Origin of the sequence: Nitrospirillum amazonense, assembly GCF_007828045.1 — a bacterium.
GTDB lineage: Bacteria > Pseudomonadota > Alphaproteobacteria > Azospirillales > Azospirillaceae > Nitrospirillum > Nitrospirillum amazonense_C.
The window spans coordinates 158,708-183,869 of the sequence record NZ_VITN01000003.1; the positions used below are offsets into that span (position 1 = coordinate 158,708).

At 69.3% G+C, this 25,162-nt stretch carries 23 protein-coding genes; 13 read left to right on the top strand and 10 right to left on the bottom strand.

Annotation, left to right across the window (positions count from 1 at the left end; all coding sequences use genetic code 11):
- Nucleotides 1-127 precede the first annotated feature (127 nt).
- The 4 genes from FBZ89_RS06035 (at nt 128) to xth (ending at nt 5,320) form a co-directional block, all read left to right on the top strand.
- Nucleotides 128-2,866, top strand: coding sequence for a DNA translocase FtsK (locus tag FBZ89_RS06035; protein ID WP_145749122.1), 2,739 nt, complete (start codon nt 128-130; stop codon nt 2,864-2,866).
- A gap of 119 nt (nt 2,867-2,985) precedes the next feature.
- Nucleotides 2,986-3,630 (top strand): LolA family protein, encoded by a 645-nt coding sequence (locus FBZ89_RS06040; protein ID WP_040844077.1) that lies wholly within the window; start codon nt 2,986-2,988, stop codon nt 3,628-3,630.
- Between the two features lie 41 nt (nt 3,631-3,671).
- Nucleotides 3,672-4,457 carry a gamma-glutamyl-gamma-aminobutyrate hydrolase family protein gene (locus tag FBZ89_RS06045; RefSeq protein ID WP_145749123.1) on the top strand — a complete coding sequence of 262 codons (786 nt, stop codon included), beginning with the start codon at nt 3,672-3,674 and terminating at the stop codon, nt 4,455-4,457.
- Nucleotides 4,458-4,525: 68 nt separating this feature from the next.
- Nucleotides 4,526-5,320 carry an exodeoxyribonuclease III gene (gene xth, locus FBZ89_RS06050; protein WP_145749124.1) on the top strand — a complete coding sequence of 265 codons (795 nt, stop codon included), beginning with the start codon at nt 4,526-4,528 and terminating at the stop codon, nt 5,318-5,320.
- A 93-nt stretch (nt 5,321-5,413) separates the two neighbouring features.
- On the opposite strand, the gene FBZ89_RS06055 is transcribed toward xth, so the two are convergent.
- From FBZ89_RS06055 to FBZ89_RS06070, 4 genes are all read right to left on the bottom strand, one after another.
- Nucleotides 5,414-5,710, bottom strand: coding sequence for a hypothetical protein (locus tag FBZ89_RS06055; protein WP_145749125.1), 297 nt, complete (start codon nt 5,708-5,710; stop codon nt 5,414-5,416).
- 165 nt (nt 5,711-5,875) lie between these two features.
- Nucleotides 5,876-8,599 (bottom strand): bifunctional acetate--CoA ligase family protein/GNAT family N-acetyltransferase, encoded by a 2,724-nt coding sequence (locus FBZ89_RS06060; RefSeq protein ID WP_145749126.1) that lies wholly within the window; start codon nt 8,597-8,599, stop codon nt 5,876-5,878.
- Nucleotides 8,600-8,803: 204 nt separating this feature from the next.
- The gene (gene ppa / locus FBZ89_RS06065) at nt 8,804-9,337 is read right to left on the bottom strand and encodes an inorganic diphosphatase (protein ID WP_004271346.1); all 534 of its coding nucleotides are present in this window, start codon (nt 9,335-9,337) and stop codon (nt 8,804-8,806) included.
- 191 nt (nt 9,338-9,528) lie between these two features.
- Nucleotides 9,529-10,509 (bottom strand): adenosine kinase, encoded by a 981-nt coding sequence (locus tag FBZ89_RS06070; RefSeq protein ID WP_145749127.1) that lies wholly within the window; start codon nt 10,507-10,509, stop codon nt 9,529-9,531.
- A 93-nt stretch (nt 10,510-10,602) separates the two neighbouring features.
- Here FBZ89_RS06070 and FBZ89_RS06075 point away from each other — a divergent pair, with 93 nt between their 5' ends.
- Nucleotides 10,603-11,307 (top strand): EI24 domain-containing protein, encoded by a 705-nt coding sequence (locus FBZ89_RS06075; protein ID WP_145749128.1) that lies wholly within the window; start codon nt 10,603-10,605, stop codon nt 11,305-11,307.
- Nucleotides 11,308-11,580: 273 nt separating this feature from the next.
- Nucleotides 11,581-12,210 (top strand): bactofilin family protein, encoded by a 630-nt coding sequence (locus FBZ89_RS06080; protein WP_246172060.1) that lies wholly within the window; start codon nt 11,581-11,583, stop codon nt 12,208-12,210.
- Nucleotides 12,211-12,280: 70 nt separating this feature from the next.
- Here FBZ89_RS06080 and nth read toward each other — a convergent pair whose 3' ends face one another.
- Nucleotides 12,281-12,922, bottom strand: a complete 642-nt coding sequence (gene nth / locus FBZ89_RS06085; RefSeq protein WP_145749130.1) for an endonuclease III — start codon at nt 12,920-12,922, stop codon at nt 12,281-12,283.
- Nucleotides 12,923-13,088: 166 nt separating this feature from the next.
- On the bottom strand, nt 13,089-14,012 hold the full coding sequence (locus tag FBZ89_RS06090; protein WP_145749131.1) for a LysR family transcriptional regulator: 924 nt from the start codon (nt 14,010-14,012) through the stop codon (nt 13,089-13,091).
- Between the two features lie 138 nt (nt 14,013-14,150).
- Here FBZ89_RS06090 and FBZ89_RS06095 point away from each other — a divergent pair, with 138 nt between their 5' ends.
- Nucleotides 14,151-14,915, top strand: a complete 765-nt coding sequence (locus tag FBZ89_RS06095) for an SDR family oxidoreductase (RefSeq protein ID WP_145749132.1) — start codon at nt 14,151-14,153, stop codon at nt 14,913-14,915.
- Between the two features lie 96 nt (nt 14,916-15,011).
- Entirely contained in the window at nt 15,012-15,503 is a 492-nt protein-coding gene (locus FBZ89_RS06100; RefSeq protein WP_145749133.1) for a DUF2244 domain-containing protein, read from the top strand.
- A gap of 115 nt (nt 15,504-15,618) precedes the next feature.
- Here FBZ89_RS06100 and FBZ89_RS06105 read toward each other — a convergent pair whose 3' ends face one another.
- The 3 genes from FBZ89_RS06105 to FBZ89_RS06115 all read right to left on the bottom strand — a co-directional run bounded on the left by FBZ89_RS06105 (nt 15,619) and on the right by FBZ89_RS06115 (nt 20,037).
- Entirely contained in the window at nt 15,619-18,102 is a 2,484-nt protein-coding gene (locus FBZ89_RS06105) for a patatin-like protein (protein ID WP_246172061.1), read from the bottom strand.
- A 126-nt stretch (nt 18,103-18,228) separates the two neighbouring features.
- A complete protein-coding gene (gene dapB / locus FBZ89_RS06110) occupies nt 18,229-19,029 on the bottom strand; it encodes a 4-hydroxy-tetrahydrodipicolinate reductase (RefSeq protein WP_145749134.1) in 801 nt (266 codons plus the stop codon).
- A 45-nt stretch (nt 19,030-19,074) separates the two neighbouring features.
- Nucleotides 19,075-20,037 carry a zinc ABC transporter substrate-binding protein gene (locus FBZ89_RS06115; RefSeq protein WP_145749135.1) on the bottom strand — a complete coding sequence of 321 codons (963 nt, stop codon included), beginning with the start codon at nt 20,035-20,037 and terminating at the stop codon, nt 19,075-19,077.
- 225 nt (nt 20,038-20,262) lie between these two features.
- On the opposite strand from FBZ89_RS06115, the gene FBZ89_RS06120 reads away from it, so the two are divergent.
- From FBZ89_RS06120 to FBZ89_RS06130, 3 genes are all read left to right on the top strand, one after another.
- The gene (locus FBZ89_RS06120; protein ID WP_145749136.1) at nt 20,263-21,048 is read left to right on the top strand and encodes an ATP-binding cassette domain-containing protein; all 786 of its coding nucleotides are present in this window, start codon (nt 20,263-20,265) and stop codon (nt 21,046-21,048) included.
- On the top strand, nt 21,041-21,832 hold the full coding sequence (gene znuB / locus FBZ89_RS06125) for a zinc ABC transporter permease subunit ZnuB (protein WP_145749137.1): 792 nt from the start codon (nt 21,041-21,043) through the stop codon (nt 21,830-21,832). Before FBZ89_RS06120 ends, znuB begins: the two co-directional genes overlap by 8 nt.
- 154 nt (nt 21,833-21,986) lie before the next feature.
- Entirely contained in the window at nt 21,987-22,283 is a 297-nt protein-coding gene (locus FBZ89_RS06130) for a hypothetical protein (RefSeq protein WP_145749138.1), read from the top strand.
- 5 nt (nt 22,284-22,288) lie between these two features.
- On the opposite strand, the gene FBZ89_RS06135 is transcribed toward FBZ89_RS06130, so the two are convergent.
- Nucleotides 22,289-23,653: a penicillin-binding protein activator gene (locus FBZ89_RS06135; protein ID WP_145749139.1), complete on the bottom strand. Its 1,365-nt coding sequence runs from the start codon at nt 23,651-23,653 to the stop codon at nt 22,289-22,291.
- Nucleotides 23,654-23,690: 37 nt separating this feature from the next.
- Between FBZ89_RS06135 and rsmI the strand changes: the two genes are divergently transcribed.
- Together rsmI and FBZ89_RS06145 are read left to right on the top strand one after the other, a co-directional pair.
- Nucleotides 23,691-24,659, top strand: coding sequence for a 16S rRNA (cytidine(1402)-2'-O)-methyltransferase (gene rsmI, locus FBZ89_RS06140; protein ID WP_145749140.1), 969 nt, complete (start codon nt 23,691-23,693; stop codon nt 24,657-24,659).
- The gene (locus FBZ89_RS06145) at nt 24,646-25,035 is read left to right on the top strand and encodes a YraN family protein (protein WP_145749141.1); all 390 of its coding nucleotides are present in this window, start codon (nt 24,646-24,648) and stop codon (nt 25,033-25,035) included. The genes rsmI and FBZ89_RS06145 overlap by 14 nt, the downstream gene beginning before the upstream one ends.
- The last annotated feature ends 127 nt before the right edge of the window (nt 25,036-25,162 follow it).

Sequence of the window (25,162 nt, forward strand, 5' to 3'; positions counted from 1 at the left end):
TCGGCCTGACATAAAGTTGCCTGATACCGTGTTTACTCCCTGGAACCAGCCTGCGCCCGAAGGGGCAACGGCACCGATTTCGACATTTAACCCACGCCCGTAAGTTTTCAGGAACGAGCGACGGCCCATGACGACCCGCTTTGCCACAACCCCCGGTTCCCGGGGCAACCGCGATCCCCTGTCCTCAGGTTCCGGGGCCGGCCCCGCGCCCACCGGCCCCGGCAAGCGCCGGCGGGGCAGCCTTTTGCCCGAGGGTGCCTCGCAGTTCCTGATGCGCCGCGCCACCGAGGTGGGCGGCCTGTGCGTGGTGCTGCTGGCCCTGGCGCTGGCCGCCATCCTTTTCAGTTACGACCCCAACGACCCCTCCTGGAACACGGCCGGCCCCCACACCACTGTGCACAACGTGGCGGGGGCCTTCGGCTCCTATACCGCCGACGTGCTGGTACAATCCTTCGGCTTGGCCGCCTATCTGCTGGCGGTCATCATCGCCGGCTGGGGCGTGCGCATCCTGCGCCACGACCCGCCCAGCTTCTGGGCGGGGCGCGTCGCCGCCGGCCTGTTCGCCATCACCCTGGCGGGCGTCTCGCTGGGCGGCATCTCCGCCCCCTTCGGCGGCGGCGCCGGCGGCAACGCCGGCCGCGTCATCGTCACGCTGGTCGACCGTTTCATCGCCAGCCACCTGGGGTGGAGCAGCCCGGTGGTGTTGGGCCTGGTCATGGCCTTCGCCACCGTGGCGCTGATCGTCGTGGCTCTGGGCGTGCCCTTTTACCAGGCTTTCGCCGCCGTGGGCGCCACCTACGGCTTCCTGCGCCGCGCCGGCCAGTGGCGACCCGCGCTTAAGCCCAAGCCCGCTTCCGTCCGCCGCGGGCCCGAACCGGCCTATGAGCCGGAGGACGAGGCGTATGAGGAGTATGCGGAGGAAACGGCCGCCCCCGCCGGCGGCCTGGCCGGGCGGCTGCGCGCCGCCGCCGGCTCCGCGCTGGAGGGTGGCCTCGGCGGGCTCAGCGGCATCGCCGGTGGCCTCAAGGGCGGCCTGGCCGACACGCTGAGGGGCCTGTCGGCGCCGAAGCGGGCCGCGCCGGTGCCCCGCCGGGAACCCGGCTTCGGCGACGGCACGCGCCGCGAACCCAGCCTGTCCATCCCCCCGCTGGATCGCCCCGCCGACCGCGAACCGCCGCGCGACGGCGAATTGGCGGTGGAGGGTGAGGCCGCCCCCCGCCGGCCCCTGGCCACCGTGGTGCCGCCCAAGGCCAAGCCGGTGGAGATTGCGCGCAAGGCGCCGACGCCGGTGCAGTCCAGCCTGGACCTGGAACCCGACGGGCCCAGCGAATACGAACTGCCGCCGGTGGACCTGCTGCAACTGCCCGACCTGTCGGTGCGCAGCCCCGGCGTGAACGAGGAAGGCCTGCGCCAGAACGCGCAGCTGTTGGAAGGCGTGCTGGACGATTTCGGCGTGAAGGGTGAGATCGGCAAGGTCCATCCCGGCCCTGTCGTCACGCTTTACGAACTGGAACCGGCGCCGGGCACCAAGTCGTCCCGCGTCATCGGCCTGGCCGACGACATCGCCCGGTCCATGAGCGCCGTGTCCGTCCGCGTGGCGGTGGTGCCGGGCCGCAACGTCATCGGCGTGGAACTGCCCAACGCCAAGCGGGAAACCGTCTACCTGCGCGAACTGCTGGAGGCGGAGACCTACGACCGCAGCCAGCACAAGCTGGCCCTGGTGTTGGGCAAGGATATCGGCGGCCAGCCGGTCATCGCGGACCTCGCCCGCATGCCCCACCTGCTGGTGGCCGGCACCACCGGCTCGGGCAAGTCGGTGGCCATCAACACCATGATCCTGTCGCTGCTCTACCGGCTGCCGCCGGAGAAATGCCGTTTCATCATGGTGGATCCCAAGATGCTGGAACTGTCCATCTATGAGGGCATCCCCCACCTGCTGGCGCCGGTGGTGACCGACCCGAAGAAGGCGGTGGTGGCCCTTAAGTGGACGGTGCGGGAGATGGAGGACCGCTACCGCGCCATGTCCAAGCTGGGCGTCCGCAACATCGACGGCTACAACATGCGCCTGCGCGAGGCGCGCCAGAATGGCGAGACGCTGACCCGCCGCATCCAGACGGGCTTCGACCCCGACACCGGCAAGCCGGTGTTCGAGGACCAGCCCATCGACCTGACCGAACTGCCCTACATCGTCGTCATCGTCGACGAGATGGCGGACCTGATGCTGGTGGCGGGCAAGGACATCGAGGCCGCCATCCAGCGCCTGGCCCAGATGGCCCGCGCCGCCGGCATCCACATCATCATGGCGACGCAGCGCCCCTCGGTGGACGTCATCACCGGCACCATCAAGGCCAACTTCCCCACCCGCATCAGCTTCCAGGTGACCTCCAAGATCGACAGCCGCACCATCCTGGGTGAACAGGGTGCCGAACAGCTGCTGGGCCAGGGCGACATGCTCTACATGGCCGGTGGTGGCCGCATCACCCGCGTCCATGGCCCCTTCGTCCGCGACCAAGAGGTGGAGGACGTGGTGAAGTTCCTGAAGGCGCAGGGCGAGCCCAACTACGTCGACGCCGTTACCGAGGAAGACGACGTCAGTCCCTTCGATGAGGACGGCGGGTCGGGCGGCGGTGGCGCCGGCGGCAACGGCAGCTCGGGCGACGATCTCTACGACCAGGCGGTGGCCGTGGTCTGCCGCGAGGGCAAGGCCAGCACCAGCTTTATCCAGCGCCACCTGCGCATCGGCTACAACAGCGCCGCCCGCCTGATCGAGCGCATGGAGCAGGAGGGCGTGGTCAGCCGCGCCAACCATGTCGGCAAGCGCGAGGTGCTGGCGCGCAACATCGACGACCATGAGCGTGTGAACTAACGTGGCGGCTGGGGGTGTACGCACGACGTACGCCCCCTCCCCTTCCTTGGCCGATTTTTCAACACATTGTTATCGCCACCAAAATTCCGCCTTAAAGCGCGGTCTATCCTGAAGGCACCATGATCCGCCGCACCGCCCTCGCCGCCCTCATCGCGCTCGCTTCCGTCGCTCCCCTGGCCCTTCCCGGGATCGCTGCCGCCAAGCCGCCCACCCAGTTCACCGATGAGGACAAGGCCAAGCTGACGCAGGTGGAGACCTACCTGAACGGCATCCAGACGCTGAAGTCGCAGTTCCAGCAGGTGAACCCCGACGGCAGCCTGGTCCGTGGCACCTTCCAGCTGAAGCGGCCGGGCAAGATGCGGATCGACTATGATCCGCCCAACAAGAACTTCATCGTGGCTGACGGCCATTTCGTCTATTTCTGGGATGCCGAGTCCAAGGAACAGTCGAACGCCCCCATCGGCAGCACCATGGCCGACTTCATCCTGCGGCCCGACCTGCACCTGTCCGGCGATGTCACCGTCACCTCTATGGACGACAGCGCCGGCGTGCTGGAGGTGACGCTGGTCCAGACCAAGGATCCCGGCCTGGGCCGCCTGACCCTGATGTTCCAGGAACAGCCCTTCGGCCTGAAGAAGTGGCGGGTGCTGGACGCTCAGGGGACCACCACCGAGGTGGCGCTGCTGGATCCGCAGACGGGTGTCAGCCTGGATGACAACCAGTTCTATTTCCGCGATCCCAGCCGCCGCAAGGAACGCGACTGACGCCGCGCCCGGCGGCCCTTGAAGCATAGGAGGGTTCAGCGATGACCAGTCTTCCCCATACTGGCCTTCCCCGTACCGGATTGCCCATCGTCGGCATCTCCGCCGACCACCGCACCCTGGGCCGCCACCCCTTCCATGTCGTGGGCGACAAGTATGTGCGCGCCGTGTCGGACGGCGCGCATGCCCTGGCCGTGCTGCTGCCCGCCCTGGGCGACCGCTATGACCCGGCGGAGGTGGTGGGGCGCCTGGACGGCCTGCTGTTCACCGGCAGCCCCAGCAACGTGCACCCCGACCGCTACCAAGGCCCGCTATCGGAACCCGGCACCCTGCACGACCTGGACCGTGACGCCACCACCCTGCCCCTGTACCGCGCCGCGCTGGACGCCGACCTGCCGCTGTTCGCCATCTGCCGTGGCCTCCAGGAACTGAACGTGGCCCTGGGCGGCACCCTGCACCAGAAGGTGCAGGACGTGCCCGGCCTGATGGACCACCGTGATGACGAGAGCCAGCCGCTGGAGGTGCAGTACGGCGGCGCCCATGCCGTGGACCTCACCCCCGGCGGTCTGATGGCCGCCATCACCGGGCGGGAGCGCATGACCGTCAACTCCCTGCACCAGCAGGGCATAGACCGCTTGGCCCCCGGCCTGGCAGTGGAGGCGACGGCGCCCGATGGTCTGATCGAAGCCGTGCGGGTCGAGGGCGCCACCTTCGCCCTGGCCGTGCAGTGGCATCCCGAATGGCGCTTCTGGGAAGACCCGGCCTCCGTCGCCTTGTTCAAGACCTTCGGCGACGCCGTGCGCACACGGGCCACCGCGCGCGAAAGCTGAGTTCCGCACTTGTTCCCTCGGGCGGCGGCAGGTACACCCTGTGCTCTTCCATCGCTTAAGAGGCTGCCTTGCGCATCGTCACCTGGAACATCAATTCGGTGCGGCTGCGCCTGGACATGGTCTTGCGCCTGATCGACGACTACGGCCCCGATGTCCTCTGCCTGCAGGAAACCAAGGTCATCGACGACGCCTTCCCGTTGAAGGAACTGGCGGCGCGCGGCTATGTCCATGTCCACGTGCGCGGGATGAAAAGCTACAACGGCGTCGCCATCCTCTCCCGTCTGCCGCTGTCCGGCACGGGCGGCACCCTGTGGTGCGAGCGGCAGGACTGCCGGCATGTGCAGGCGGAGCTGCCGGGCGGGATTGAGCTGCACAATTTCTACATCCCCGCTGGCGGCGACATCCCCGACCCCGACCTGAACGACAAATTCCGGCACAAGCTGCGCTTCTTGGATGAGCTGGCGGCCTGGGGCGAGGCGCTGGAGGACCGGGGAAAGCCCCGCATCCTGGTGGGGGATCTCAACATCGCCCCCCTGGAAAGCGACGTCTGGTCCCACCGCCAGCTGCTGAACGTCATCTCCCACACCCCCATCGAGGTGGAGAAGATGGACGCGATGATGCGGGCGGGGGAATGGGTGGACGCTGTGCGCCATTTCCTGCCGGCCACGGAGAAGCTCTACACCTGGTGGTCCTATCGCTCCGCCGACTGGGGCCTGTCCGATCGCGGCCGGCGCCTGGACCATATCTGGGTCACGCCGCCGCTGGTGCCGAAGCTGCTGGGCTACACCGTGCTGCGCGAGGCGCGCGGCTGGGGGCCGAAGCCCTCGGACCATGTGCCGGTGATGATCGATATTGATGTCTAAGGCCGCTGCCGATTAGGCGGAACGGTTTACCAACGGCATGAGGCATTCATGCCGCTGTAGGACGCGACCGCGTCCGCCGTCTGAGGGAACCGACTAAACCGTCACGTCCAGCATCTGGCCGCGCCAGGGATGGGCGCTGCTGCGGGCGCGGACGGCGTTGGCGCCGGTGTCGGTCGCCTGGCCGGTATCGGTCCCGCTGCGGTTGTCCTTGCTGCCTTCGGACTTGCCCGTCGGCTGGGCCGCGTTGGCCGTCTGGGTCGCCACCGGCTTGGCGGCACCCTGCGCGCCAGCGACGGCCGCCAGGAACGACGGATTCTGCGTCGGCGACTGTTGCTGCGGCGTCAGTACCGGTGCCGGCACGGCCTGGGCGATGGTGGGCGGGACAATCATGCGAACGACTCAACGCTTTCCTTAGGGATGAGTCAATACGCGCCGACGGTGTAAATAACCGGGCAGTCATGCGACGCCCTCGGGGAGTCATCCGCAGACGACACCTGGAATGCCAACAATTTTACTTAATTTGATGTCTGTTTCTAGTCTTCGGCGGCGGGCGTTTCAGCCGAAGGTGTAGTGCACCTCGACGATGCCGGGGTCGTCCGGATAGTCGGTCTGCTTGAAGCCCAGGTCGCGGCACATCTGCAGCATGGTGACGTTCTCGCGCAGCACCTCGCCGAACACCTCGCGGATGCCGCGGGTGCGGGCGTAATCCAGGATGCGGGTCATCAGCAGATAGCCCAGGCCCTTGCCCTTCATGTCGCTGCGGACCAGCACGGCGTATTCCGCCTTCTCGTTGTCCGGATCGGCGGTGATGCGCACGGTGCCGAAGATGGCCTCGTCACCCGGGCGCAGGTCCGACCCCTCGGCCGGCGGCGGCGCCGGGTCGGGGGCGATGGCCACCAGGGCCATCTCGCGGTCATAGTCGATCTGGGTCAGGCGGGCGGCCATGGCGCGCGACAGGCGGCGCATGGGCGCGAAGAAACGCAGGCGGATGTCCTCGATGGCGGTGCGGGCGATCATGTCGTGGATCAGCGGCTCATCCTCCGGCCGGATGGGCCGGATGAGGAATTCGCGCCCATCATGGATTTGGACATGCTGTTCCAGCCGCTTCGGATAGGCGCGGATGGCCAGGCGCGCCGCCCCCGGCTCCAGCGGCGGCGCCACGCGGATGCGGGCGTCCAGGGCCATGACGCCGTCCGCCCCGGCGTACAGCGGGTTGATGTCCAATTCCTGGATCTCGGGGAAGTCGATGACCAGCTGCGACACCTTGTTCAGGGTCAGGGCGATGGCGGTCAGGTCGGCCGGCGGGCGGTGGCGATAGCCCTGCAGCAGCTTGTGCACGCGGGTGCGGGCCATCATGTCGCGCGCCAGGTTCATGTTCAGCGGCGGCAGGGCCAGGGCCTTGTCCTGCACCACCTCCACCTCCGTGCCGCCCTGGCCGAACACCAGCACGGGGCCGAACAGCCGGTCATCGGCCATGCCCACGATCAGCTCCACCGCGCCTGGCATGTGGGCCATCTGCTGCACGGTGAAGCCCTCGATGCGGGTGCCGGGGGCGGCCGCGCGGATGCGGGCCAGCATGGCCTCCGCCTCCAGCCGCACCTCGTCCGGCGCCAGGTTCAGGGCCACGCCGCCCAGGTCCGACTTGTGGGTGATGTCGGGCGACAGGATCTTCAGGGCCAGCCGACTGTTCCGGCCCGGCATGGCCAGCCTGCGGGCGGCCTCCTCCGCCTCCTCCGGGTTGGCGGCGGTCACCGTCTCCACGACCGGGATACCATAGGCGCGCAGGACCTGCTTGGCCTCGTACTCCGACAGCCAGGCGCGGCCCTCGGCCAGGGCGTGCTCGATGGGCACCCGGGCGGCCACGCCGTCGTACACGAACTGATCCGGCACCGTGGACGGCACCTCCATCAGTTCATCCTGGTTCCGGCGGTAACGCACCAGGTGCATGAAGGCGCGGATGGCCTCGTCCGGGGTCTGGTAGCTGGGGATGCGGTTGGCGGCGAACAGGCGCCGCGCCTCCACCGCCGCCCCCTCGCCCAGCCAGTTGGCCAGCACGGGGAAGCGCTTGCCACGCAGGGCGTCGATGACGGCGCGCGCCGCCTCACCGCTATCGGCGACGGCGGTGGGGCAGTTCATCACCAGGATGGCGTCGCAGCCCTTCTCCTCCAGCAGCACCGCCAGGGCGTCGGCGTAGCGCTTGCCGTTGGCGTCGCCCAGCAGGTTGATGGGGTTGCCGTGGCTCCAGGTCGGGGGCAGCAGGTTGTCCAGCTTGGCGATGGCCTCGGGTGACAGCTGGGCCAGGCGGCCGCCCTGCTCGATCAGGCTGTCGGTGGCCAGCACGCCCATGCCGCCGCCGTTGGTCAGGATGGCCAGGCGGTCGCCCTTGATCTGCACGCCGGTGGCCAGCGTCTCCACCGCGTCGAACAGCTCGCTCAGCTCCCCCACGCGCAGCATGCCGGCGCGGCGGAAGGCGGCGTCGTAGATGGCGTCGGCCCCGGCCAGCGAGCCGGTGTGGGAACTGGCGGCGCGCGCCGCCTCGTCCGACCGGCCGGCCTTGATGACGATGACGGGCTTGGACCGGGACGCCGCGCGGGCGGCCGACATGAACTTGCGGGCGTGGGCGATGGCCTCGACATACAGCAGGATGGCGCGCGTGTGCCCGTCCTGGGCCATGAAGTCCAGTAGGTCGCCGAAGTCGACATCGGCCATGCCGCCCAGCGACACCAGGTGGGAAAAGCCGATGCCGCGCGGCGTCGCCCAATCGACGACCGAGGTGACGACGGCGCCGCTCTGCGCCAGCAGGGCGATGTCGCCCCGCAGCGGCGGCACATGGACGAAGCTGGCGTTCAGGCCGTTGCCGGGCGCCATGACGCCCAGGCAGTTGGGCCCGACCACGCGCAGCAGATGGGGTTTGGCGGCGTCCAGCACCTGTTGCTGCAGGGCCTTGCCCGCCTCCCCCATCTCGGCGAAGCCGGCGGTGATGACCACGGCGGCCTTGGTGCCGCGCTCGCCCAACTGGCGGATCAGCTCCGGCACGGTGGAGGGCGGTGTGCAGATGACGGCCAGGTCCGGCACCACCGGCAGCGACGCCACGTCGGGGTAGGTCAGCACCCCCTCGATCGAGCGTTCCTGCGGGTTCACCGGCATGATGGGCCCGTCGAAGCCGCCGGCGAACAGGTTGCGGGCCACCACCGCGCCCACGGTGTGCGGACGGCGGCTGGCGCCGATCAGGGCGATGGACGACGGCTTGAACAGGTGATGCAGGTTGCGGATGGTCATATGGCCTTCCTTCTGTTCTCTGCCGGTCGTGGCTTGGGGGCGACCATAGCAGCGCCCGGTGGCACGGCCATGACATGTCTCAAGCTTTCCTGAAGCGTAGCCGCATCGGTGCCGCCGACCAAGGGCGCGTGACATGCGCCAAAGGAAAAGGGGCGGCGCCCTGCGGCACCGCCCCGATCCAACCTTCAGCGCCAGGCTGAACGCTTACTTCTGGGCGTTGTAGCGCTCCATGGCGTCGCTGATCATCTTGGCGGCCTCGTCGGCGTCGCCCCAGCGGACGATGCGCACCCACTTCCCCTTTTCCAGGTCCTTGTAGTGCTCGAAGAAGTGGGCAATCTGCTCCACCAGGATCTCCGGCAAGTCCTTGTAGCTGCTGACGTTGGTGTAGAAGCTGTGCAGCTTGTCCACCGGCACGGCCAGGATCTTCTCATCCATGCCGGCCTCGTCCTCCATCAGCAGCACGCCGATGGGGCGCGAGCGCAGCACCACGCCCGGGACCACGGGGGTGTTGCTGACCACCAGCACGTCCGCCGGGTCGCCGTCGCCCGACAGGGTGTGCGGCACGAAGCCGTAGTTGGCCGGGTAGTACATGGCGGTGTGCAGGAAGCGATCGACGTAGATGGCGCCCGAGTCCTTGTCCACCTCGTACTTCACCGGCTGACCGCCCTGCGGGATCTCGATGACGACGTTGATGTCCCACGGGGCGTTCTTGCCGACCGGGATCTTGCTCATGTCCATGGAAGTTGCCTTTGCGTCACGACAAACGGTTGAACCGTGATGATGGGTTCGGGCCCCGAAGGGGTGCCCGGCGCGGCGCAGTCTATGCGAGTGCACCTGCGAAAAAAAGCGGGCAAAGGATAGCGGCGCCGGATGGGCGCCCATGCGGGACCGCCCATCCGCAACCGCCATTCCCTTGGAAGGGGCGCCGCTTAGACGCCCGCCACCAATTGGCGCAAGTCGGCCTGCGACCGCGCGCCGTAGTGGCTGATGATCTCGGCTGCGCAAATGGCACCCATGGCGCCGCAGGCGGCCATGTCGCGGTCCCGGGTGTAGCCGTAGAGAAAGCCGGAGGCGAACAGGTCGCCGGCACCGGTGGTGTCCACCACCTTGGCCACCGGGGCGGCCGGCACGGTCACGATCTCCTCCGGCGTGACGATGACGGCACCCTTCTCGCTGCGGGTCAGCGCCGCCACGGCCACTTGGCCGCGCACCGCCTGTACCGCCTGGTCGAAGTCGGTGCCGTAAAGCGCGGTGATCTCCGCCTCGTTGGCGAACAGCACATCGACATGGCCGGCCACCAGGTCGCGGAAGCTGTCCAGGTGGCGGTTCACACAGAAGGCGTCGGACAGCGACAGCGACACCTTGCGGCCGGCGCCGTGGGCGGCCGACGCCGCCTTCAGGAAGGCCTCCTTCGCGGCCGGCGGATCCCAGAGGTAGCCTTCCATGTAAGTGACCTGAGCCGAGGCGATCAGCGCCGCGTCGATGTCGGCCGGGGTCAGGCGGACGGCGGCGCCCAGGTAAGTGTTCATGGTGCGCGCGGCGTCCGGCGTCACCAGGATCAGGCAGCGGCCGGTGGGCGTGCCGTCGGCCAGGTCGGTGGTGACGAAGCGCGAGCCCACCGCCTCGATGTCATGGCGGTAGACCTGGCCCAGCTGGTCGCCCGCCACCTTGCCGATGAAGGCGCCCTTGCCGCCCAGCATGGCGATGCCGGCCATGGTGTTGCCGGCGGAACCGCCCGACATCTCCATGCCCTGGCCCATCTTGGCGTACAGCGCCTCGGCCTCGGCCGTATCGATCAGGCGCATGCTGTTTTTGTCCAGGCGGTTGTCCGCCAGGAATACGTCGGTCGTCTGCGTGATCACGTCAACGATCGCGTTGCCGATCCCCACCACATCCAATTCAGCCGTCACTTAAAATCCTCCGGATCGGCAAAAACTTGGGCCGCAGTATAGAGATGGGGCCGCTTGCGGCAAGCGCGGGGGCATACTACCTAGGATGCTGAGATGGTCCGCGCCCTGTTCCGCACCCTTGCCCAGGCTTTCGACCCCGCCTTGCTGCGGGTGATGGCGCGTTCCTTCATCCTGACGCTGCTGTCGTTCATTCTGCTGGGGGGCGCCGTCTCCTGGGGGTTGGACCGTCTGCACCCCACGGGCAGGGCCTGGCTGGATCCCCTGATCACGGTGGCGGGCGCCCTGGGCGTCGTGGCGCTGGCCTGGTACTTCTTCCTGGTTGTGGTGGCGGCCATCGCCGGCATGCTGCTGGAACCGGTGGCCCGCGCCGTGGAGCGTCGGTGGTACCCCACCCTGCCGCCGCCGCGCGACGCCGGCGTAGTGGAAGAGGCCGCCATCGCCCTGCGGTTCACAGCTCTGCTGATCATCGTCAACGTCGCCGTGCTGCCCTTATGGCTTTTGCCGCCGGTGGGTGCCGTGGCCTATCCGCTGGCCAACGGCTTCTTGCTGGGGCGGCAGTATTTCGACCAGGTGGCGGTGCGCCGCATGCCCCCGGACCAGGCACGCCTACTCCGTCTGCGCTATAGGGGGCGAATTTTTTGCGCAGGCCTCATTATTGCCTTTATTTCCTTGCTGCCTGTTGTGAATCTGTTCGCGCCGGTTCTGGCGACGGCCTTCATGCTCCACCTGTTCGGCGGGTTCCTGCCCACAGGCGGAACGCGAAGTCCGCTGCCGGTCGCACCCCGGGCGAACTCATAAAAAGAACGACCTTCAACGACCGGTCCGGGCCCTGAACGGGTCAGGCTGGCCGCGCGACACGAAGATTTGGGGACAACGCCGATGTTCCGACGTAACCGACCGAACCTGGGCCCCGTTGGCGGCGACCCGGCCAAGCCGGCCGACCTTCGCACGCCTGTTCCGGTGGCTGAGCCCACGCCCCCGGCCTCCCCGGCCGTGGAACCCGTTTCCGAACCGGAGCCCTCGTCCAATCTGGCCGCGGCCAGCAGGGGGCCCTTAGACAAGGGGATCGATATGCAGTTCAAGACGCCGACGCCCGGCCCCACACCGACGCCGGGTCAGCCTTCGCTCGGCCTGGGGAACAGCGGCCTTGGGGGTGGCGCCACGCCGGTGCCGGCCACGCCCGCGACTCCGGCGCCCGCCGGTGCCGCCACCGGTGGTTTTCGTAGTGACATTCCGCGCCGTGTCGTGGAAATTCCCGGCACGCCGCCCCGGCGCGTCGCCCCCACCGGTACCGAAGGAAATGCCCCCTTGCCTACCAACGACATGCGCAAACTGATCGTCGGCCGTGAGATTTCCCTGTCCGGTGAGATCGCCGCCTGCGACATCCTGGTGGTGGAAGGCACGGTGGAGGCCAAGCTGCGCGAGGGCCGCGCCATAGAGGTGACCGACAGCGGCCTGTTCAAGGGCTCGGTCGAGATCGACGAGGCCGACATCGGCGGTCGTTTCGAAGGCGATATCTCCGTGCGCGGCACCCTGCGCGTCCGCTCCACCGGCCGCATCCAGGGCAACATCCGCTACGGTGTGCTGGAAGTGGAACAGGGCGGCCTGCTGGTCGGCACCATCGAGACGCTGACCGGCGAATCCCGGGCTCGCCCCGTGAAGGAAGTCGAGGCCGTCGTGGCCACGGGCACCGAGGAATAAGCCTCGCCACCTGCCAGATCTTTACGGGCCAGCCCTTCTTGGGACTGGCCCGTTTCATTTCCGGAACGACTTAGGCGGTCAGCACCGTCTTGGCCTCATAGGCGCACAGGTCGATGACGCTGCACACGGCGCAGTCGGGCTTGCGCGCCTTGCAGATATAGCGGCCGTGCAGGATCAGCCAGTGGTGGGCGTGCAGGCGGTAGGCCTTGGGCACCACCTTCACCAGCTTCTCCTCTACCGCCTCCACCGTCTTGCCCGGCGCCAGGCCGGTGCGGTTGGACACGCGGAAGATATGGGTATCGACGGCGATGGTCGGCTCGCCGAAGGCCACGTTCAGCACCACGTTGGCCGTCTTGCGGCCCACGCCCGGCAGTTCCTCCAGGTCCTCGCGCTGGCGCGGCACCTGGCCGCCGTGCTTCTCCAGCAGGATTTCCGACAGGCGGATGACGTTGGCGGCCTTGGTCTTGTACAGGCCGATGGTTTTCACATGGTCCCGCACCGTGGCCTCCCCCAGCGCCACCATGGCCGCCGGGGTGTCGGCGATCTTGAACAGCGCCTTGGTCGCCTTGTTCACACCCACGTCCGTGGCCTGGGCCGAGAGCACCACCGCCACCAGCAGGGTGTAGGGGTTCACATACTCCAGTTCCGTCTTCGGCTCCGGGTCCCGCTCCGCCAGCCTGCGGAAGAATTCCTCGATGTTCGCGCGTTTCATGTTCGGGGCCTCAAACGCCGGCGGGGCATCCGCCCCTAGGCTTGTCCTCGCTTTCCAGTCCGCTGACGCTCCCCAGAAAGCTCCGGCGGCCGCGGTCGCGGCCTAGGTTTATTTGCGCCCGGTCGTCTAGCGGGCCGGCAAATCTACGGGCGGCACCATGGTTCGATCAAGCGGCGTCGCCGGATTGGCACTCCCACGCCGGGGTACCGTGGAAGGCGTCGGCCAGGAAGTCGATCAGGGCCCGGACCTTGGCGCTGACGTGGCGGCGGCTGGGATAGACGGCCAGGATGTCGATGTCGGGGATGCGGTGGTCCGGCAGCACCGGCACCAGGCGGCCGGCGCGCAGATCGTCGCCGATCAGGAAGGTGGGCTGCCAGATGATGCCCTGCCCGGCCAATGCCGCGGCCCGCGCCGTGTCGCCGTTGTTGGTCACCAGGCGGATGGGGACGCGCACGGTGACGGGCTTACCCTCCGGGTCCAGCAGCACCCAATCCTCCGGCACGCCGGTATAGCTGTAGGCGACGCGGACATGATTGGCCAGGCAGTCCGGCGTTTGCGGCACGCCGTGCCGGGCCAAGTATTCTGGCGACGCGCAGAGCACGTTGCGGGAGGTGGCCAGCTTGCGCGCGGCATAGGTGGGCGACCCGCCGCGCGAGATGCGGATGCCCAGGTCGAACCCTTCCTCCACCATGTCCACCACCCGGTCGGTCAGGGCGATGTCCAGCAGCACGTCGGGATACAGCACCATGAACCGGGGCCACAGCGGCGCCAGGTGTCGGATGCCGAAGCTCAGCGGCGCGTTCACCCGCAGCCGTCCCCGGGGCTTCAGCGTGGTGGCGGAGGCCAGCGCCTCCGCCTCCGCCACCTCTTCCAGGATGGTCTGCGCGCGCTCATACAGCGCCTCGCCCGCCTCGGTCAGCGACAGCCGGCGCGAGGTGCGGTTCAGCAGCCGACTGCCCAGGTAGCCTTCCAACTCGCTGACATAGCGGGTGACGTTGGCGGGGGAGGTGTTCAGGGCGTCCGCCGCCCTGGCGAAGCCGCCCCGGGCCACCACCGTGGCGAACACCTCGAACGCGCGGAGCCTGTCCATGGGGTGGCCTTCTAATTATTCAGGAAAGATGAATCATAAACTCATTTTCATGCCATCGATGCAAGGTCTGCTGAAGGGTAAACCTTGGTTCGTCAGCGGCGCGGATGTCGCGCCGACCCCAGCATCGGAGAGTAAAAAATGGCTCGTTTGCAGAACAAGGTCGCCCTCGTCACCGGCGCCAGCTCAGGCATCGGTCGCGCCACCGCCAAACTGTTCGCGGCGGAGGGCGCCAAGGTCGTGGTCGGTGCCCGCCGCCAGACGGAACTGGACAACCTGGTGGCCGAGATCACCGCCGCCGGCGGCCAGGCCGTGGCGCTGGCCGGCGACGTCCAGCACGAGGATTATAACCAGGCCCTGGTGGCCCTGGCGGTGGACCGCTTCGGCCGCCTGGACATCGCCTTCAACAACGCCGGCACCCTGGGCGAGGCCGGGCCCAGCACCGGCGTAAGCGAGGCCGGCTGGGCCAACACCCTGGCCGTGAACCTGACCGGCCCCTTCCTGGGCGCCAAGCACCAGATCGGCCAGATGGTGAAGAACGGTGGCGGTTCGGTGGTCTTCACCTCCACCTTCGTCGGCCACACCTTCGCCTTCCCTGGCTTGGCCGCCTACGCCGCCAGCAAGTCCGGCCTGATCGGCCTGACCCAGGCGCTGGCCGCCGAGTTCGGCCCTCAGGGTGTGCGCGTCAACGCCGTGCTGCCGGGCGCGGTGGAGACCGAGATGTACCACGCCGCCAACGACACGGCGGAGAAGCGCGATTGGCTGAACAACGCCCACGCCCTGCGCCGCGCCGGCCAGCCGGAGGAATTGGCCCGCGCCGTCCTCTATCTGGCGTCGGACGACTCGTCCTTCGTCACCGGCACCGCCCAGCTGGTGGATGGCGGCATCTCGATCACCCGTAGCTAAGGCATGCGCACCCAAGCGCGGAAAGCATGACCGGGGCCTGATGCCCCGCACGGGGCGGCCTTTACCGGGTGGTGAGGCCGCCCTACTGTTTTGTTCATGATCCATGACGAAACCACCCTGAGGCAGACCTGGCTCACCGTCATCCTGCGACCCCATCGCAGCCTGTCGCCGCAGGGGTTCCGCGTCCTCATGGGCATCGTGGCGGCCGTCAGCTTCGGCGTGGGCCTGCTCTTCTTCCTGCGCGGCGCCTGGCCGGTCATCGGCTTCTGCGGCGTGGACGTGCTGGTGATCTACCTGGCCTTCCGCGCCAGCTACCGCTCCGCCCGGCTGTATGAGCGGGTGGAGCTGACCGACCAGGCCCTGACGGTGGAACGGGTGGAACCTCGCCGCGCCAGCCGCAGCTGGTCCTTCATCCCCTATTGGCTGCGCGTCCATATCGATGACCCCGCCCACCACGACAGCCAGGTGGTGCTGACCAGCCACGGCAAGCGCCTGGTGGTGGGCGCCTTCCTGCCCATGGAGGAACGGGTACAGGTGGCCAGCACCCTCAACCAGGCCCTGGCCAAACATCGCCAGGGTTTGGTTTAAGGCTCCCTCAAACCCCGGGCGCCAGCATCCGCTGGCTTGGCTTATCCTCGCCTTCCAGTCCGCTCTCCGGAACGCTCCGGCGGCCGCAGTCGCGGCCTACGGCATGAGGCTGGCCTCATGCCGGGTAAGCGCCTTCCGCCAGCATGGTTTCCAGCCAGCGCAACGCCGGTGACTTGTCCCCCAGGCGCTGGCGCTCCGTCCGGGCGATGGCGGCGAACAGGCGGCGCTTCAGGCCGGGACCATCCACGCCCGGCGGGTGGCCGGCGGCGTCCAGGACCAGATCCACCAGGCGGTCGGCGGCATGCAAGCGGCCCATCAGATAATCGCTCTCACGGTGCACGCGGCTGAAGAAGGCGCCGAAATGGTTGATTTCCCGCCCTTTCAGGGGGATGGCGCCGCCCATGGCCTGGCAGAAGCGGGCGTCGTCCGGGCTGATGCGGTCCACCCGCACCTCCTCCAGGTCGTCCAGCTCGCGCCAGCCGCTGATGGAAAAGGTCAGAACGTCCCAGAAGGCGAAGCCGACATAGGCCACGAACAGCTCCCGCCGTGCCGCCACGCCCAGCATGTTCAGGCCCATCAGGGCGAAGATCTCATCCACCTGCTGGTTGATGGCGTTCAGGTCGATGCGCCGCGCCAGGTCCCACATCACCTGGTCCACCGCCGCCACGTCCGGCTGGCGGCCCATGGCCAGGGGCTCGACGAAGGGCACCGCCAGGGCCTCGCGCTCGTCGGCGTTCAGGAAGGCACCGGACTCGTACACCCGCAGCCGTTCCAGGCAGTCGTACAGGTTGGCCTTGATCTCATCCAGGTCGCGGGCGGCGACATCGGCGAACTCATCCTCATCCAGCCGGGAATACAGCTCGTTCAGGGCGCGGATGACGAAGCGCAGGCGCCGGCCGCGGAAGCCCACGTCGAAGGCCAGCAGGAAGCGTACCCAGGGCGGGGCGTCACCACCCGGCAGGCCGTCGCCCCGCCGCTCCAGGCTCCAGGTCGTCACCTGGTCGGGGGTGATGCCGGTGGCCCGCGCCCAGGCGTGCAGCGCCTCCGTGGCCTGGCGGGCGGCGGCCGTACCTGGCTGATACCCACAACCCACCGCCACCAGCCGGCCCATGGCGTCCAGGACTGAGGTCAGCTTGAGGCGGACATAGGCCTCATAGGCGAAGCCCGCCTCCTGGGCCGCGCGGCCGTTGGCGATTTCCCGCCAGTCATGGATTTGGGCGTAGGTCAGTTCCGCCGGCGGCTCACCCCCCACCACCTCATGCACCAGCTGGGTGATGCCGGGGCGGGCGGCGTCGATGACGGAGCGCAGCTGGCGCACCCGGGCGTTGTTGCGGTCGATGGATACCAGTTCATCGCGCACCGGCTCATTGCGCGGAATGTCGGACAACGCTCCCTTGAGCGTGCGGAAAAAGCCCGGCGTCTCCGCCTTGGCCACCCGTTTAAGATGGGCGGGGTCGGGGTCGATGTAGATCAGCCGGCGGTCGACCTCGCGGTAGGCCGGGCGGCCGGAAATGGCGCGCAGGGCTTCGGCGAAGGGCTTGTTGTTCAGTACGCTACCGTCGATGAAGCTGATGCGCCCCGGGTCCACGCCGGCGGCCGTGTAGCGGCGGAAGTTTCGTTTCAGGAAGCGTTCCCGCTCCGGCCAGCCCCGCCCCCGCCGGGCCAGCAGGCCGTCCAACGCCCGCAGGTGCGCCGGCGTGAAGGCGCCAGGGAAGGAAGATGTGGCGCGGGCGGCGAACACCAGCCCGGGGATGGCGCCCTCGCCGAAATCCGTGTCCACCCGGCCGCCGGGCCAGCGGCGGTAGTGGAACTTCAGCACGTGGCGATGCTCCCGCTCCTCCACAGTCGGTGGGTCATGGGCGGGGATGCGCTGCAGGAAGCCGTGGAAATCGGTGACGGTGACGAACAGCGACAGGGATTGCCCCGCCGGCAGCAGCGAGGCGTAGGGGCTGACCGGCCGGCCCATGGAAGACGCCGCGTCCAGCAGCATCTCCATCAGCCGCATGCCGTCGAAGGGCGGCTTGAACCAGCGTGAGCGCACGAACATGGACAGCTTCCAGCGCATCTCGTCATCCGGCGCCAGGCGCATCAGCCGGCCCAGGCCATAGGCCAGGAAGGGCTTCAGGAACCACTTGCTCCACTTCGTCGCCCGGCCGTCCTCCACCATCAGGTTGGTGACGTCGGCGCCGTCCAGCCACAGTTCGGTCAGGGCGTCCAGGTCCAGGTCATGGGCCAGGGCGCGGGCCAGCAGCACGCCGTTGATGCCGCCGGCGGACGATCCGGCGATGACGTCGATGACGATGCGCAGGTCGATATGGGCGCCCACCTCCTGCAGCAGGGCGACGTAGACCTCCTCCGTGTCCGGGGTCTGCGCGCCGCCGTCCAGGCTGGCGCCGCTGCTGTAGCCGATGCGGCGGGCCAGGTCGTCCTGCAGGGCCTGATAGCTGCCGGTGTTGCGCAGCCGGGGATCGTGGGTGCCGTGGAAAACGCGCGAGGCGCGGGCCAGCTTCAGCAGTTCCTTGGTGACGCCGTGCATGTACACGGCCAGCGACACCCCGCCGTAGCAGACGAGCGCCATGCGCAGTTCTTTTTCCTTCACGGCACGGCATCCAAGGCGATTTCTCCCGCCCCGACTGTCGCGCCGCGATCCAGGGCGGTCAATTAAGTCTTTGACAACGCGCCCCGCAGGCCGGGTGGGGCGGGAAACCCGGCGCGGCGTCGGCCATTACAGGCCCAGCACGTCGCGCATGCTGTAGAGGCCGGGGCCCTTGCCGCCGGCCCAGATCGCGGCGCGCACCGCACCCCGGGCGAAGATGGCGCGGCTGCCGGCCTTGTGGGTCAGCTCGATGCGTTCACCTTCCGCCGCGAAGATCACGGTGTGGTCACCCACCACGTCGCCGCCGCGCAGGGTGGCGAAGCCGATGTGGCCGGCCTCCCGCGCGCCGGTATGGCCGTCGCGCACCCTGTCGGACACGGCGGCCAGGTCGACATCACGGCCGGCGGCGGCGGCGCGGCCCAGGCCCAACGCGGTGCCGGAGGGCGCGTCCACCTTGTGGCGGTGGTGCATCTCCACGATCTCGATATCCCAAACGTCCGGCCCCAGGGTGCGTGCCACGTCCTCAACCAGCGCCAGCAGCAGGTTCACGCCCAGGCTCATGTTGGGCGCCTGCACCAGGGCGGCCGTCTTGGCGGCCGCGTCGATGGCGGCCTGCTGGTCGGGGCTTAGCCCGGTGGTGCCTACCACCAGGGCCGTGCTGTGGCGGCCCGCCAGCGCGGCGTGCGCGGCCGTGCCGGCGGGGGTGGTGAAGTCGATGATGGCGTCGCTGGCGGCGAACAGGGCGTCCACATCGCTGGTGGAGACGATGCCGGCGGGGTCCAGCCCCGCCAGGGTACCCAGGTCGCGGCCCAGGTCGGGATTGCCCGGCCGCATGGTGCCGCCGGACAGGGTGGCGCCGGGGGTGCCCAGCACCTCGCGCATCAGCATGCGGCCCATCCGGCCGCCGCAGCCCACGATCCCGATCCGCATGACATCGCCCTCACCAATCTCATTATGGGGCGGTCTTAACACAGCTTACCCGCCCAAGCATCCCGCCAGGGCATGGGCGTTGGCGCGCATCAAGGTGGCGTAAAGATCAGGGCCGGCGGGCAGCAGGGCGCCCTCGGGGTCCAGCACGCCGCGCTTGGCCTGGGTCCCGTCCACCAGGGTGCCGATCAGCGCCGTCTCGAACTGCGGTTCGGCGAAGACGCAGGTGGCGCCGGAGGCCTGGATGCGGGCGCGCAGCTGGCTCAGGCGGGCGGCACCCGGCCGCACCTCCGGGTTCAGGGTGATGGCGCCCACGCCGTCCAGGCGGTAGCGCGCCTCCAGATAATGGAAGGCGTCGTGGAAGACGACGAAGGGCTTGGCGCTGACGGGTGCCAGGATGGCGCCGATCTCCGCGTCCAGGGCGTCCAGGCTGCGCAGCAGGGCGGCCAGGTTGTCGCGATAGCGCGCGGCGTCGGCCGGGTCGTGCTGGATCAGGGCGTCGGCCATGGCGCGGGCCATGGCCTTGGCGTTGGTGGGATCCAGCCAGGCGTGACCGTCGATCTGGTTGTCGGCGGCCCCGCCCACCACGGCGGGCATCAAGTGGGGATGGCCATCCTGGTGGGAATCGTCATCCGCCCAGGCGCCAGCGCTGCGCAGGGCCAGGGGGCGCAGGCCCGGCGCCTCGATCAGGGTGACGATGTGGGCGCCCCGGGCCAGGCTGGCCAGCGGCTTCACCAGGAAGGGCTCCAAGGTCGGGCCCATCCAGAACACGATGTCGGCCTGGGACAGGGCGGTGGCGTCCGAGGGTTTGAGGCTGAAGCTGTGCGGGCTGGCTGTGCCGTCGACCAATAATTTCGGTTGCCCGACCCCCTGCAACAGCGCCGCCGCCAGGGAATGCACCGGCTTGACGCTCGCCACCACCTTGGGCGCCGTGGGCGCGTCCGCCCGCGACGGGACGGTGAACGCCAGCCACAGCAGGGCGACCAGGGACAGGATGCGGAAGGGGGACATGGGAAGCCAATCGGGTAAAAAGCGCCGGGGACACGGTCGTCTCCCACATGCAATGTTATACTATAACATTTGTCAAGTCGGTCCGGATGCCGTAAAGCCGGGGGGCACGCATACCCGTGTCGCAGGCGCCTTGGCACCTGGGACCGGTTTCCCCGCCAGGAAGGGCCCATGCCGTCTCAGCCAGAGTTTGCCCAGCCAGAGTTCGCTCAGCCAGGGTTCCCAGAGATGTCGCCTGAGGCGGCGCTTATCAAGACCACGGGCCTGACGGTGCAGTTCGGCCGGCGCACGGTGCTGCAGTCGGTGGACCTGGTGGTGTCGGCTGGCGAGGTGGTGACCCTGGTGGGCCCCAATGGCGCCGGCAAGTCCACCCTGCTGCGCGCCGTGCTGGGGCTGCAGCGGCCCAGCGGCGGCACGGTGTGGCGCAAGCCCGGCCTGCGCATCGGCTACATGCCCCAGCGCCTGGCCGTGGACGCCACCCTGCCCCTGACCGTGCGGCGGCTGCTGGCCCTTTGGGGCCCGGTGACCGATGCGGCGGTGGATGAGACGCTACGCGAGGTGGGCGCCGCCAGCCTGGCCGACAGCCCGGTGCAATCCCTGTCGGGTGGGGAGCTGCAGCGCGTCATGCTGGCCCGCGCCCTGCTGCGCCGGCCCGACCTGCTGGTGCTGGACGAACCGGCGCAGGCGGTGGACGTGGCCGGCCAGGCCACCCTCTACGCCCTGATCGACGCCATCCGCCGCCGCCATGGCTGTGGCGTGCTGATGGTCAGCCATGATCTCAGCTACGCCATTTCCGGCACCGACCGGCTGATCTGCCTGAACGGCCATGTCTGCTGCGCCGGCCGGCCGGAGGATGTGCGCCGCCATCCCGATTTCCAGGCCCTGTTCGGTATCGATCCGCTGGCCATGCCGGCCTGGCTGTCCGCCGCCGGGCCGCACAGCCATGGCGCCGCCACGCCCGGCTGTCAGCACCCGCATGACCCCGGGCCCAAGGACAAGCACCCCCATGGATGATTTCCTGTTGCGCGCGCTGGCCGGCGGCATCGGCGTGGCCTTGGTGGCGGGACCGCTCGGCTGCTTCGTCGTCTGGCGGCGCATGGCCTATTTCGGCGACACCCTGTCCCATGCCGCCCTGCTGGGCATCGCCCTGGGCTTCGTCGCCGGCATCAACCTGATGCTGGCGGTGGCGCTGGTGGGCCTGGCGCTGGCCGGCGTGCTGGTGCTGATGCAGCGTCAGCGCAAGCTGGCCACCGATACGCTGCTGGGGCTGCTCAGCCACACCACGCTCAGCCTGGGCCTCATCGCCGTGGCCCTGCTGCAGACGGTGCGGGTGGACCTCATGTCCTATCTGTTCGGCGACATCCTGGCCGTCAGCGGCGGGGACCTGGCCTGGATCTGGGGCGGCGGGGCGGTGGTGCTGGTCTTGCTGGCCTGGCTGTGGCGTCCCCTGCTGGCCATGACGGTGAATGAGGATCTGGCGCGGGTGGAGGGTGTGCCCGTGCTGGCCACGCAGTTGGGCTTCATGATGCTGATGGCCGCCACCATCGCGCTGGCCATGAAGGTGGTGGGCGTGCTGCTGATCACCGCCCTGCTGATCATCCCGGCCGCCTGCGCCCGCCGATTCGCCCGCACGCCGGAAATCATGGCCGGCCTGGCCGCCGCCATCGGCGCGCTGTCGGTCTGCGGCGGCCTGGGCGCCTCTTTCCGCGCCGACCTGCCGGCGGGGCCGGCGGTGGTGGTTGCTGCGGCCGCGTTGTTCCTGCTGTCCCAGCTTTTCCCAAGGGGTGGGACGCGCTGAGAAAAGCCGCCGGCCACCGCAGGTGGTGCCGCGTTCGCGGCCGCACACTGTTTTAACTAATTTTTAAGCATAATTTTTCTACCCGAACCGCGCCATTTCGGTCACTATCTAATTAACAGCACGTGAACCGACGCCCACCTTGTGTGTGGCAGACATGACGATGGAGCATGGTTTGGATCGGTTCTCCCCCGCCGGCATGAAGGCCGGTTATGCGCAGGCGTCCGCCGGCTCAATGAGCCAAGGCTTCATCGCCGGGGAACTGCGCCGCGACACCGACCACTCGGCCGCCAGCCGCGTGGCCCGCCTCGCCTGGTTCGAACTGGCCGCCGCCGCCACCCGACGATCCCTGGCCCAGGACTTGGCCACCGACCTCGGTCTTCTCGATTTGGACAGCGCCGACCTGGACGGCTTCTACCTGGATATGGGCGCGCCGCGCACCGTGTCCCGGTAGACGACTTATGATCCGGTGTTCGGGCTGGGCGCCGGGGCCGCCGCCGGCGTGAAGCTGGTGGGTGCCGGATCCACGACGGTCACGCCGGTCTTGGTCACTTCCAGCACGGACAGGCCCCGCTCCACCTGGCCGGTGGGCAGCAGGCGGAACACCCCGTCGATGCCGGCGAAGCCGTTGGGGTCGGTCAGGTTTTCCCGCACATAGGCCTTATGGCCCTTGGCCAGCACGGCGGCCAGGGCGGTCGCGTCATAGGCCAGGGTGGCCAGGCGCGGCGGGCGCTGGCCGTACACGTCGTTGAACCGCTTCTCGAAGCCCTGGCGCGCGTCGGGGGCGGCGCTGGCGTACCAGCCCCCCACCAAGGCCGGCTCGCGTCCGATGCCGGGCTCATCCCACTGGCCGGTGCCCAGGAAGCGCACGGGGCCGGGGTCGATGTCGAAGAAGGGCAATAGGGGCGCCACCTCCTTCAGCCGTTGGCCGCCCTCGGCGATCAGGATGGCCTGGAAGGAAAGATCCTCCACGGCCGCCGCCGGCTTGCCGTCCTTCCCCCCCTCCTTGGCAGCGGCGGCCGTCTCGCGCGCCGCCGCCATCTGGGCGTGACGCTGCTCGAAGTTGGACAGCCGCTTGATGGTGTCGCTGACATCCTTCTGCGTGGGCTGATAGCGCGCGGCGCGGGTGACGTCGGCGCCTGCCTTGGCGGCGGCGTCGCGCATGGCCTGCTCCACCATGTCGCCGTTGCTCCCCACCGGGGCCAGCAGCGCCAGGCGGGTCAGGCCGCGGCTGGCGGCGTAGCTGACCACGCGGGCCACCTGGTCCTGCGGCTGGAAGCCCAGCACCCAGGTGCCGCCCGCCGGGGCGTGCGTGTCGGCCACCGTCGCGTCGTTGGAAAAGCTCAGCACCGGCACCGTGCCCGCCGCCGGCGTCACCGCCTTGGCGTCCACGCCGTAGACCGGGCCGATCAACAGGGTGGCGCCGGCGGCCAGTGCGTCCTGCGCCGCGGCCACCGACCCCTCGGGCGTGCTTTTGGTGTCGCGGATCAACAGTTGAAAATGGCTGTCGGCTGTGTCGAACAGCGCCATCTGCGCCGCCTGCTGCATGGCCTCGCCCAGGCTGGCGGCCTTGCCCGACAGGGGCAGCAGCAGGGCCACGCGCACCGTCTCATCCGCCGGCACCGTGGCCGGCGCGGGGGCCGCTTCCGCCTGGACCGGGGCCGCCTCGGGCTGGGGCTGGGCCGCTTGCGGCTGGGGCGCCTGCTGCGGCGCTTGCGCGGCGCGCGGCGGGGCCGTTACCGTGGGCTGGCTGGCGCAGCCCGCCAGCAAGGCCAGCGTCAGCAGCGTCGCTGCGGTCCTGGCCGCCGCCGTCGTGGCGGACATCCCGGCATACTTCATCGCAAACCCATCCGTTGATCCCATGAAACCGCAGCAACCGCCTGTCGACGATGTCGATGCCGGCAACGACCCATACGATGACGTTCCGTCGGACGGGGACATCCCGCCGGACGAAGACGGGGCAGAGCCTAGCGGCAGCGCCTTCGCGCGTAAACCGCCGCCTGGCCTGCATGTCGTCGCCACCCCCATCGGCAACGCCGGCGACATCACCCTGCGCGCGCTGGAAACGCTGAAGGGCGTGGACGCCATCGCCTGCGAGGACACCCGCGTGACGGCCAAGCTGATGGCCCGGTACCAGGTGCGCAAGCCCCTGCTGCCGTATCACGAGCACAACGCCGCCCGCATGCGGCCCCAGCTGCTGGCGCGCATCGCGGCGGGCGAGGCCATAGCCCTGGTGTCCGACGCCGGCACGCCGCTGATCTCCGACCCCGGCTACAAGCTGGTGCGCGAGGCCCGCGACCAGGGCTTGCACGTCACCCACCTGCCGGGCGCCAGCGCCACCCTGACCGCCCTGGTGCTGGCGGGGCTGCCCTCCGACCGCTTCCTGTTCGCCGGCTTCCTGCCCAATAAGACCGGCGCCCGCCGGGCCGCGCTGGAGGAACTGGCGCCGGTGCGCGCCACCCTGGTGCTGTTCGAGTCGGCCCAGCGCCTGGCCGACCTTCTGGCCGACGCCGCCCAGGTGCTGGGCGGGCGCGAGGTGGCGGTGGCGCGTGAATTGACCAAGCTGTTCGAGGAGGTGCGGCGCGGCACCCTGCCCGGGCTCGCCACCCATTATGCCGAGAACGGCCCGCCCAAGGGCGAGGTGGTGGTGGTCATCGGCCCGCCGCTCGACGCCGGTGGGGAGGAGGTGGACATCGACGGCCTGCTGCGCGCCGCCCTGCGCACCCTCAGCGTCCGCGACGCCGCAGCCACGGTGGCGGAGGCCAGCGGCGCGCCCCGCAAGCAGGTCTACCAACGGGCGCTTGAGATTTCGAAAGATGACGCGGACTGAGCGGCTGGTAAGAAGGACGCTGAAAGGCCGCTCCGGCGAGCGCCTGGGCCGCTGGGCGGAGGCATGGTGCCGCCTGGCCCTGCGGCTGAAGGGCTACCGTGTGCTGGCCAGCCGCTGCCGCACCCCGGCGGGGGAGATCGACATCGTGGCGGCCAGGGGCGACCTGCTGGCCATCGTCGAGGTCAAGGCGCGCCCGACGGAGGATTTGGGCCACCTGGCCGTCAGCCTGGCGCAATGGCGCCGGCTGGAACGGGCCGCCGGCCTCTACGTCGCCGCCCGGCCCCGGCTGGCGCGCCACGCCATCCGCTTCGACCTCATGATCGTCCGGCCCCGGCGCTGGCCGCTGCACCGGCCGGACGCCTGGCGGCCCTCCTGACGCCGCGTTCCATAGGGGGCCATTGAAGGTTCCGGCGGCATTGGTGGTCGACACCGGCCCCGGCGATGCGCTATCTCCCCAAAAGCCTGGCTCCCCAAAGCCCGGCGCCGCAGGGCCGATGCCGGAG

What these genes read in the sequence shown, in the direction of transcription:
- FBZ89_RS06090 (WP_145749131.1), bottom strand. Translation starts at nt 14,012, where the DNA reads ATGGACAGGCTCCGCGCGTTCGAGGTGTTCGCCACGGTGGTGGCCCGG.
- nth (WP_145749130.1), bottom strand. Translation starts at nt 12,922, where the DNA reads ATGAAACGCGCGAACATCGAGGAATTCTTCCGCAGGCTGGCGGAGCGG.
- rsmI (WP_145749140.1), top strand. Translation starts at nt 23,691, where the DNA reads ATGAAACCGCAGCAACCGCCTGTCGACGATGTCGATGCCGGCAACGAC.
- FBZ89_RS06130 (WP_145749138.1), top strand. Translation starts at nt 21,987, where the DNA reads ATGACGATGGAGCATGGTTTGGATCGGTTCTCCCCCGCCGGCATGAAG.
- FBZ89_RS06115 (WP_145749135.1), bottom strand. Translation starts at nt 20,037, where the DNA reads ATGTCCCCCTTCCGCATCCTGTCCCTGGTCGCCCTGCTGTGGCTGGCG.
- znuB (WP_145749137.1), top strand. Translation starts at nt 21,041, where the DNA reads ATGGATGATTTCCTGTTGCGCGCGCTGGCCGGCGGCATCGGCGTGGCC.
- FBZ89_RS06095 (WP_145749132.1), top strand. Translation starts at nt 14,151, where the DNA reads ATGGCTCGTTTGCAGAACAAGGTCGCCCTCGTCACCGGCGCCAGCTCA.
- FBZ89_RS06045 (WP_145749123.1), top strand. Translation starts at nt 3,672, where the DNA reads ATGACCAGTCTTCCCCATACTGGCCTTCCCCGTACCGGATTGCCCATC.
- FBZ89_RS06075 (WP_145749128.1), top strand. Translation starts at nt 10,603, where the DNA reads ATGGTCCGCGCCCTGTTCCGCACCCTTGCCCAGGCTTTCGACCCCGCC.
- FBZ89_RS06145 (WP_145749141.1), top strand. Translation starts at nt 24,646, where the DNA reads ATGACGCGGACTGAGCGGCTGGTAAGAAGGACGCTGAAAGGCCGCTCC.
- ppa (WP_004271346.1), bottom strand. Translation starts at nt 9,337, where the DNA reads ATGGACATGAGCAAGATCCCGGTCGGCAAGAACGCCCCGTGGGACATC.
- FBZ89_RS06040 (WP_040844077.1), top strand. Translation starts at nt 2,986, where the DNA reads ATGATCCGCCGCACCGCCCTCGCCGCCCTCATCGCGCTCGCTTCCGTC.
- FBZ89_RS06080 (WP_246172060.1), top strand. Translation starts at nt 11,581, where the DNA reads ATGCAGTTCAAGACGCCGACGCCCGGCCCCACACCGACGCCGGGTCAG.
- FBZ89_RS06035 (WP_145749122.1), top strand. Translation starts at nt 128, where the DNA reads ATGACGACCCGCTTTGCCACAACCCCCGGTTCCCGGGGCAACCGCGAT.
- FBZ89_RS06055 (WP_145749125.1), bottom strand. Translation starts at nt 5,710, where the DNA reads ATGATTGTCCCGCCCACCATCGCCCAGGCCGTGCCGGCACCGGTACTG.
- FBZ89_RS06060 (WP_145749126.1), bottom strand. Translation starts at nt 8,599, where the DNA reads ATGACCATCCGCAACCTGCATCACCTGTTCAAGCCGTCGTCCATCGCC.
- FBZ89_RS06100 (WP_145749133.1), top strand. Translation starts at nt 15,012, where the DNA reads ATGATCCATGACGAAACCACCCTGAGGCAGACCTGGCTCACCGTCATC.
- dapB (WP_145749134.1), bottom strand. Translation starts at nt 19,029, where the DNA reads ATGCGGATCGGGATCGTGGGCTGCGGCGGCCGGATGGGCCGCATGCTG.
- FBZ89_RS06135 (WP_145749139.1), bottom strand. Translation starts at nt 23,653, where the DNA reads ATGTCCGCCACGACGGCGGCGGCCAGGACCGCAGCGACGCTGCTGACG.
- FBZ89_RS06120 (WP_145749136.1), top strand. Translation starts at nt 20,263, where the DNA reads ATGTCGCCTGAGGCGGCGCTTATCAAGACCACGGGCCTGACGGTGCAG.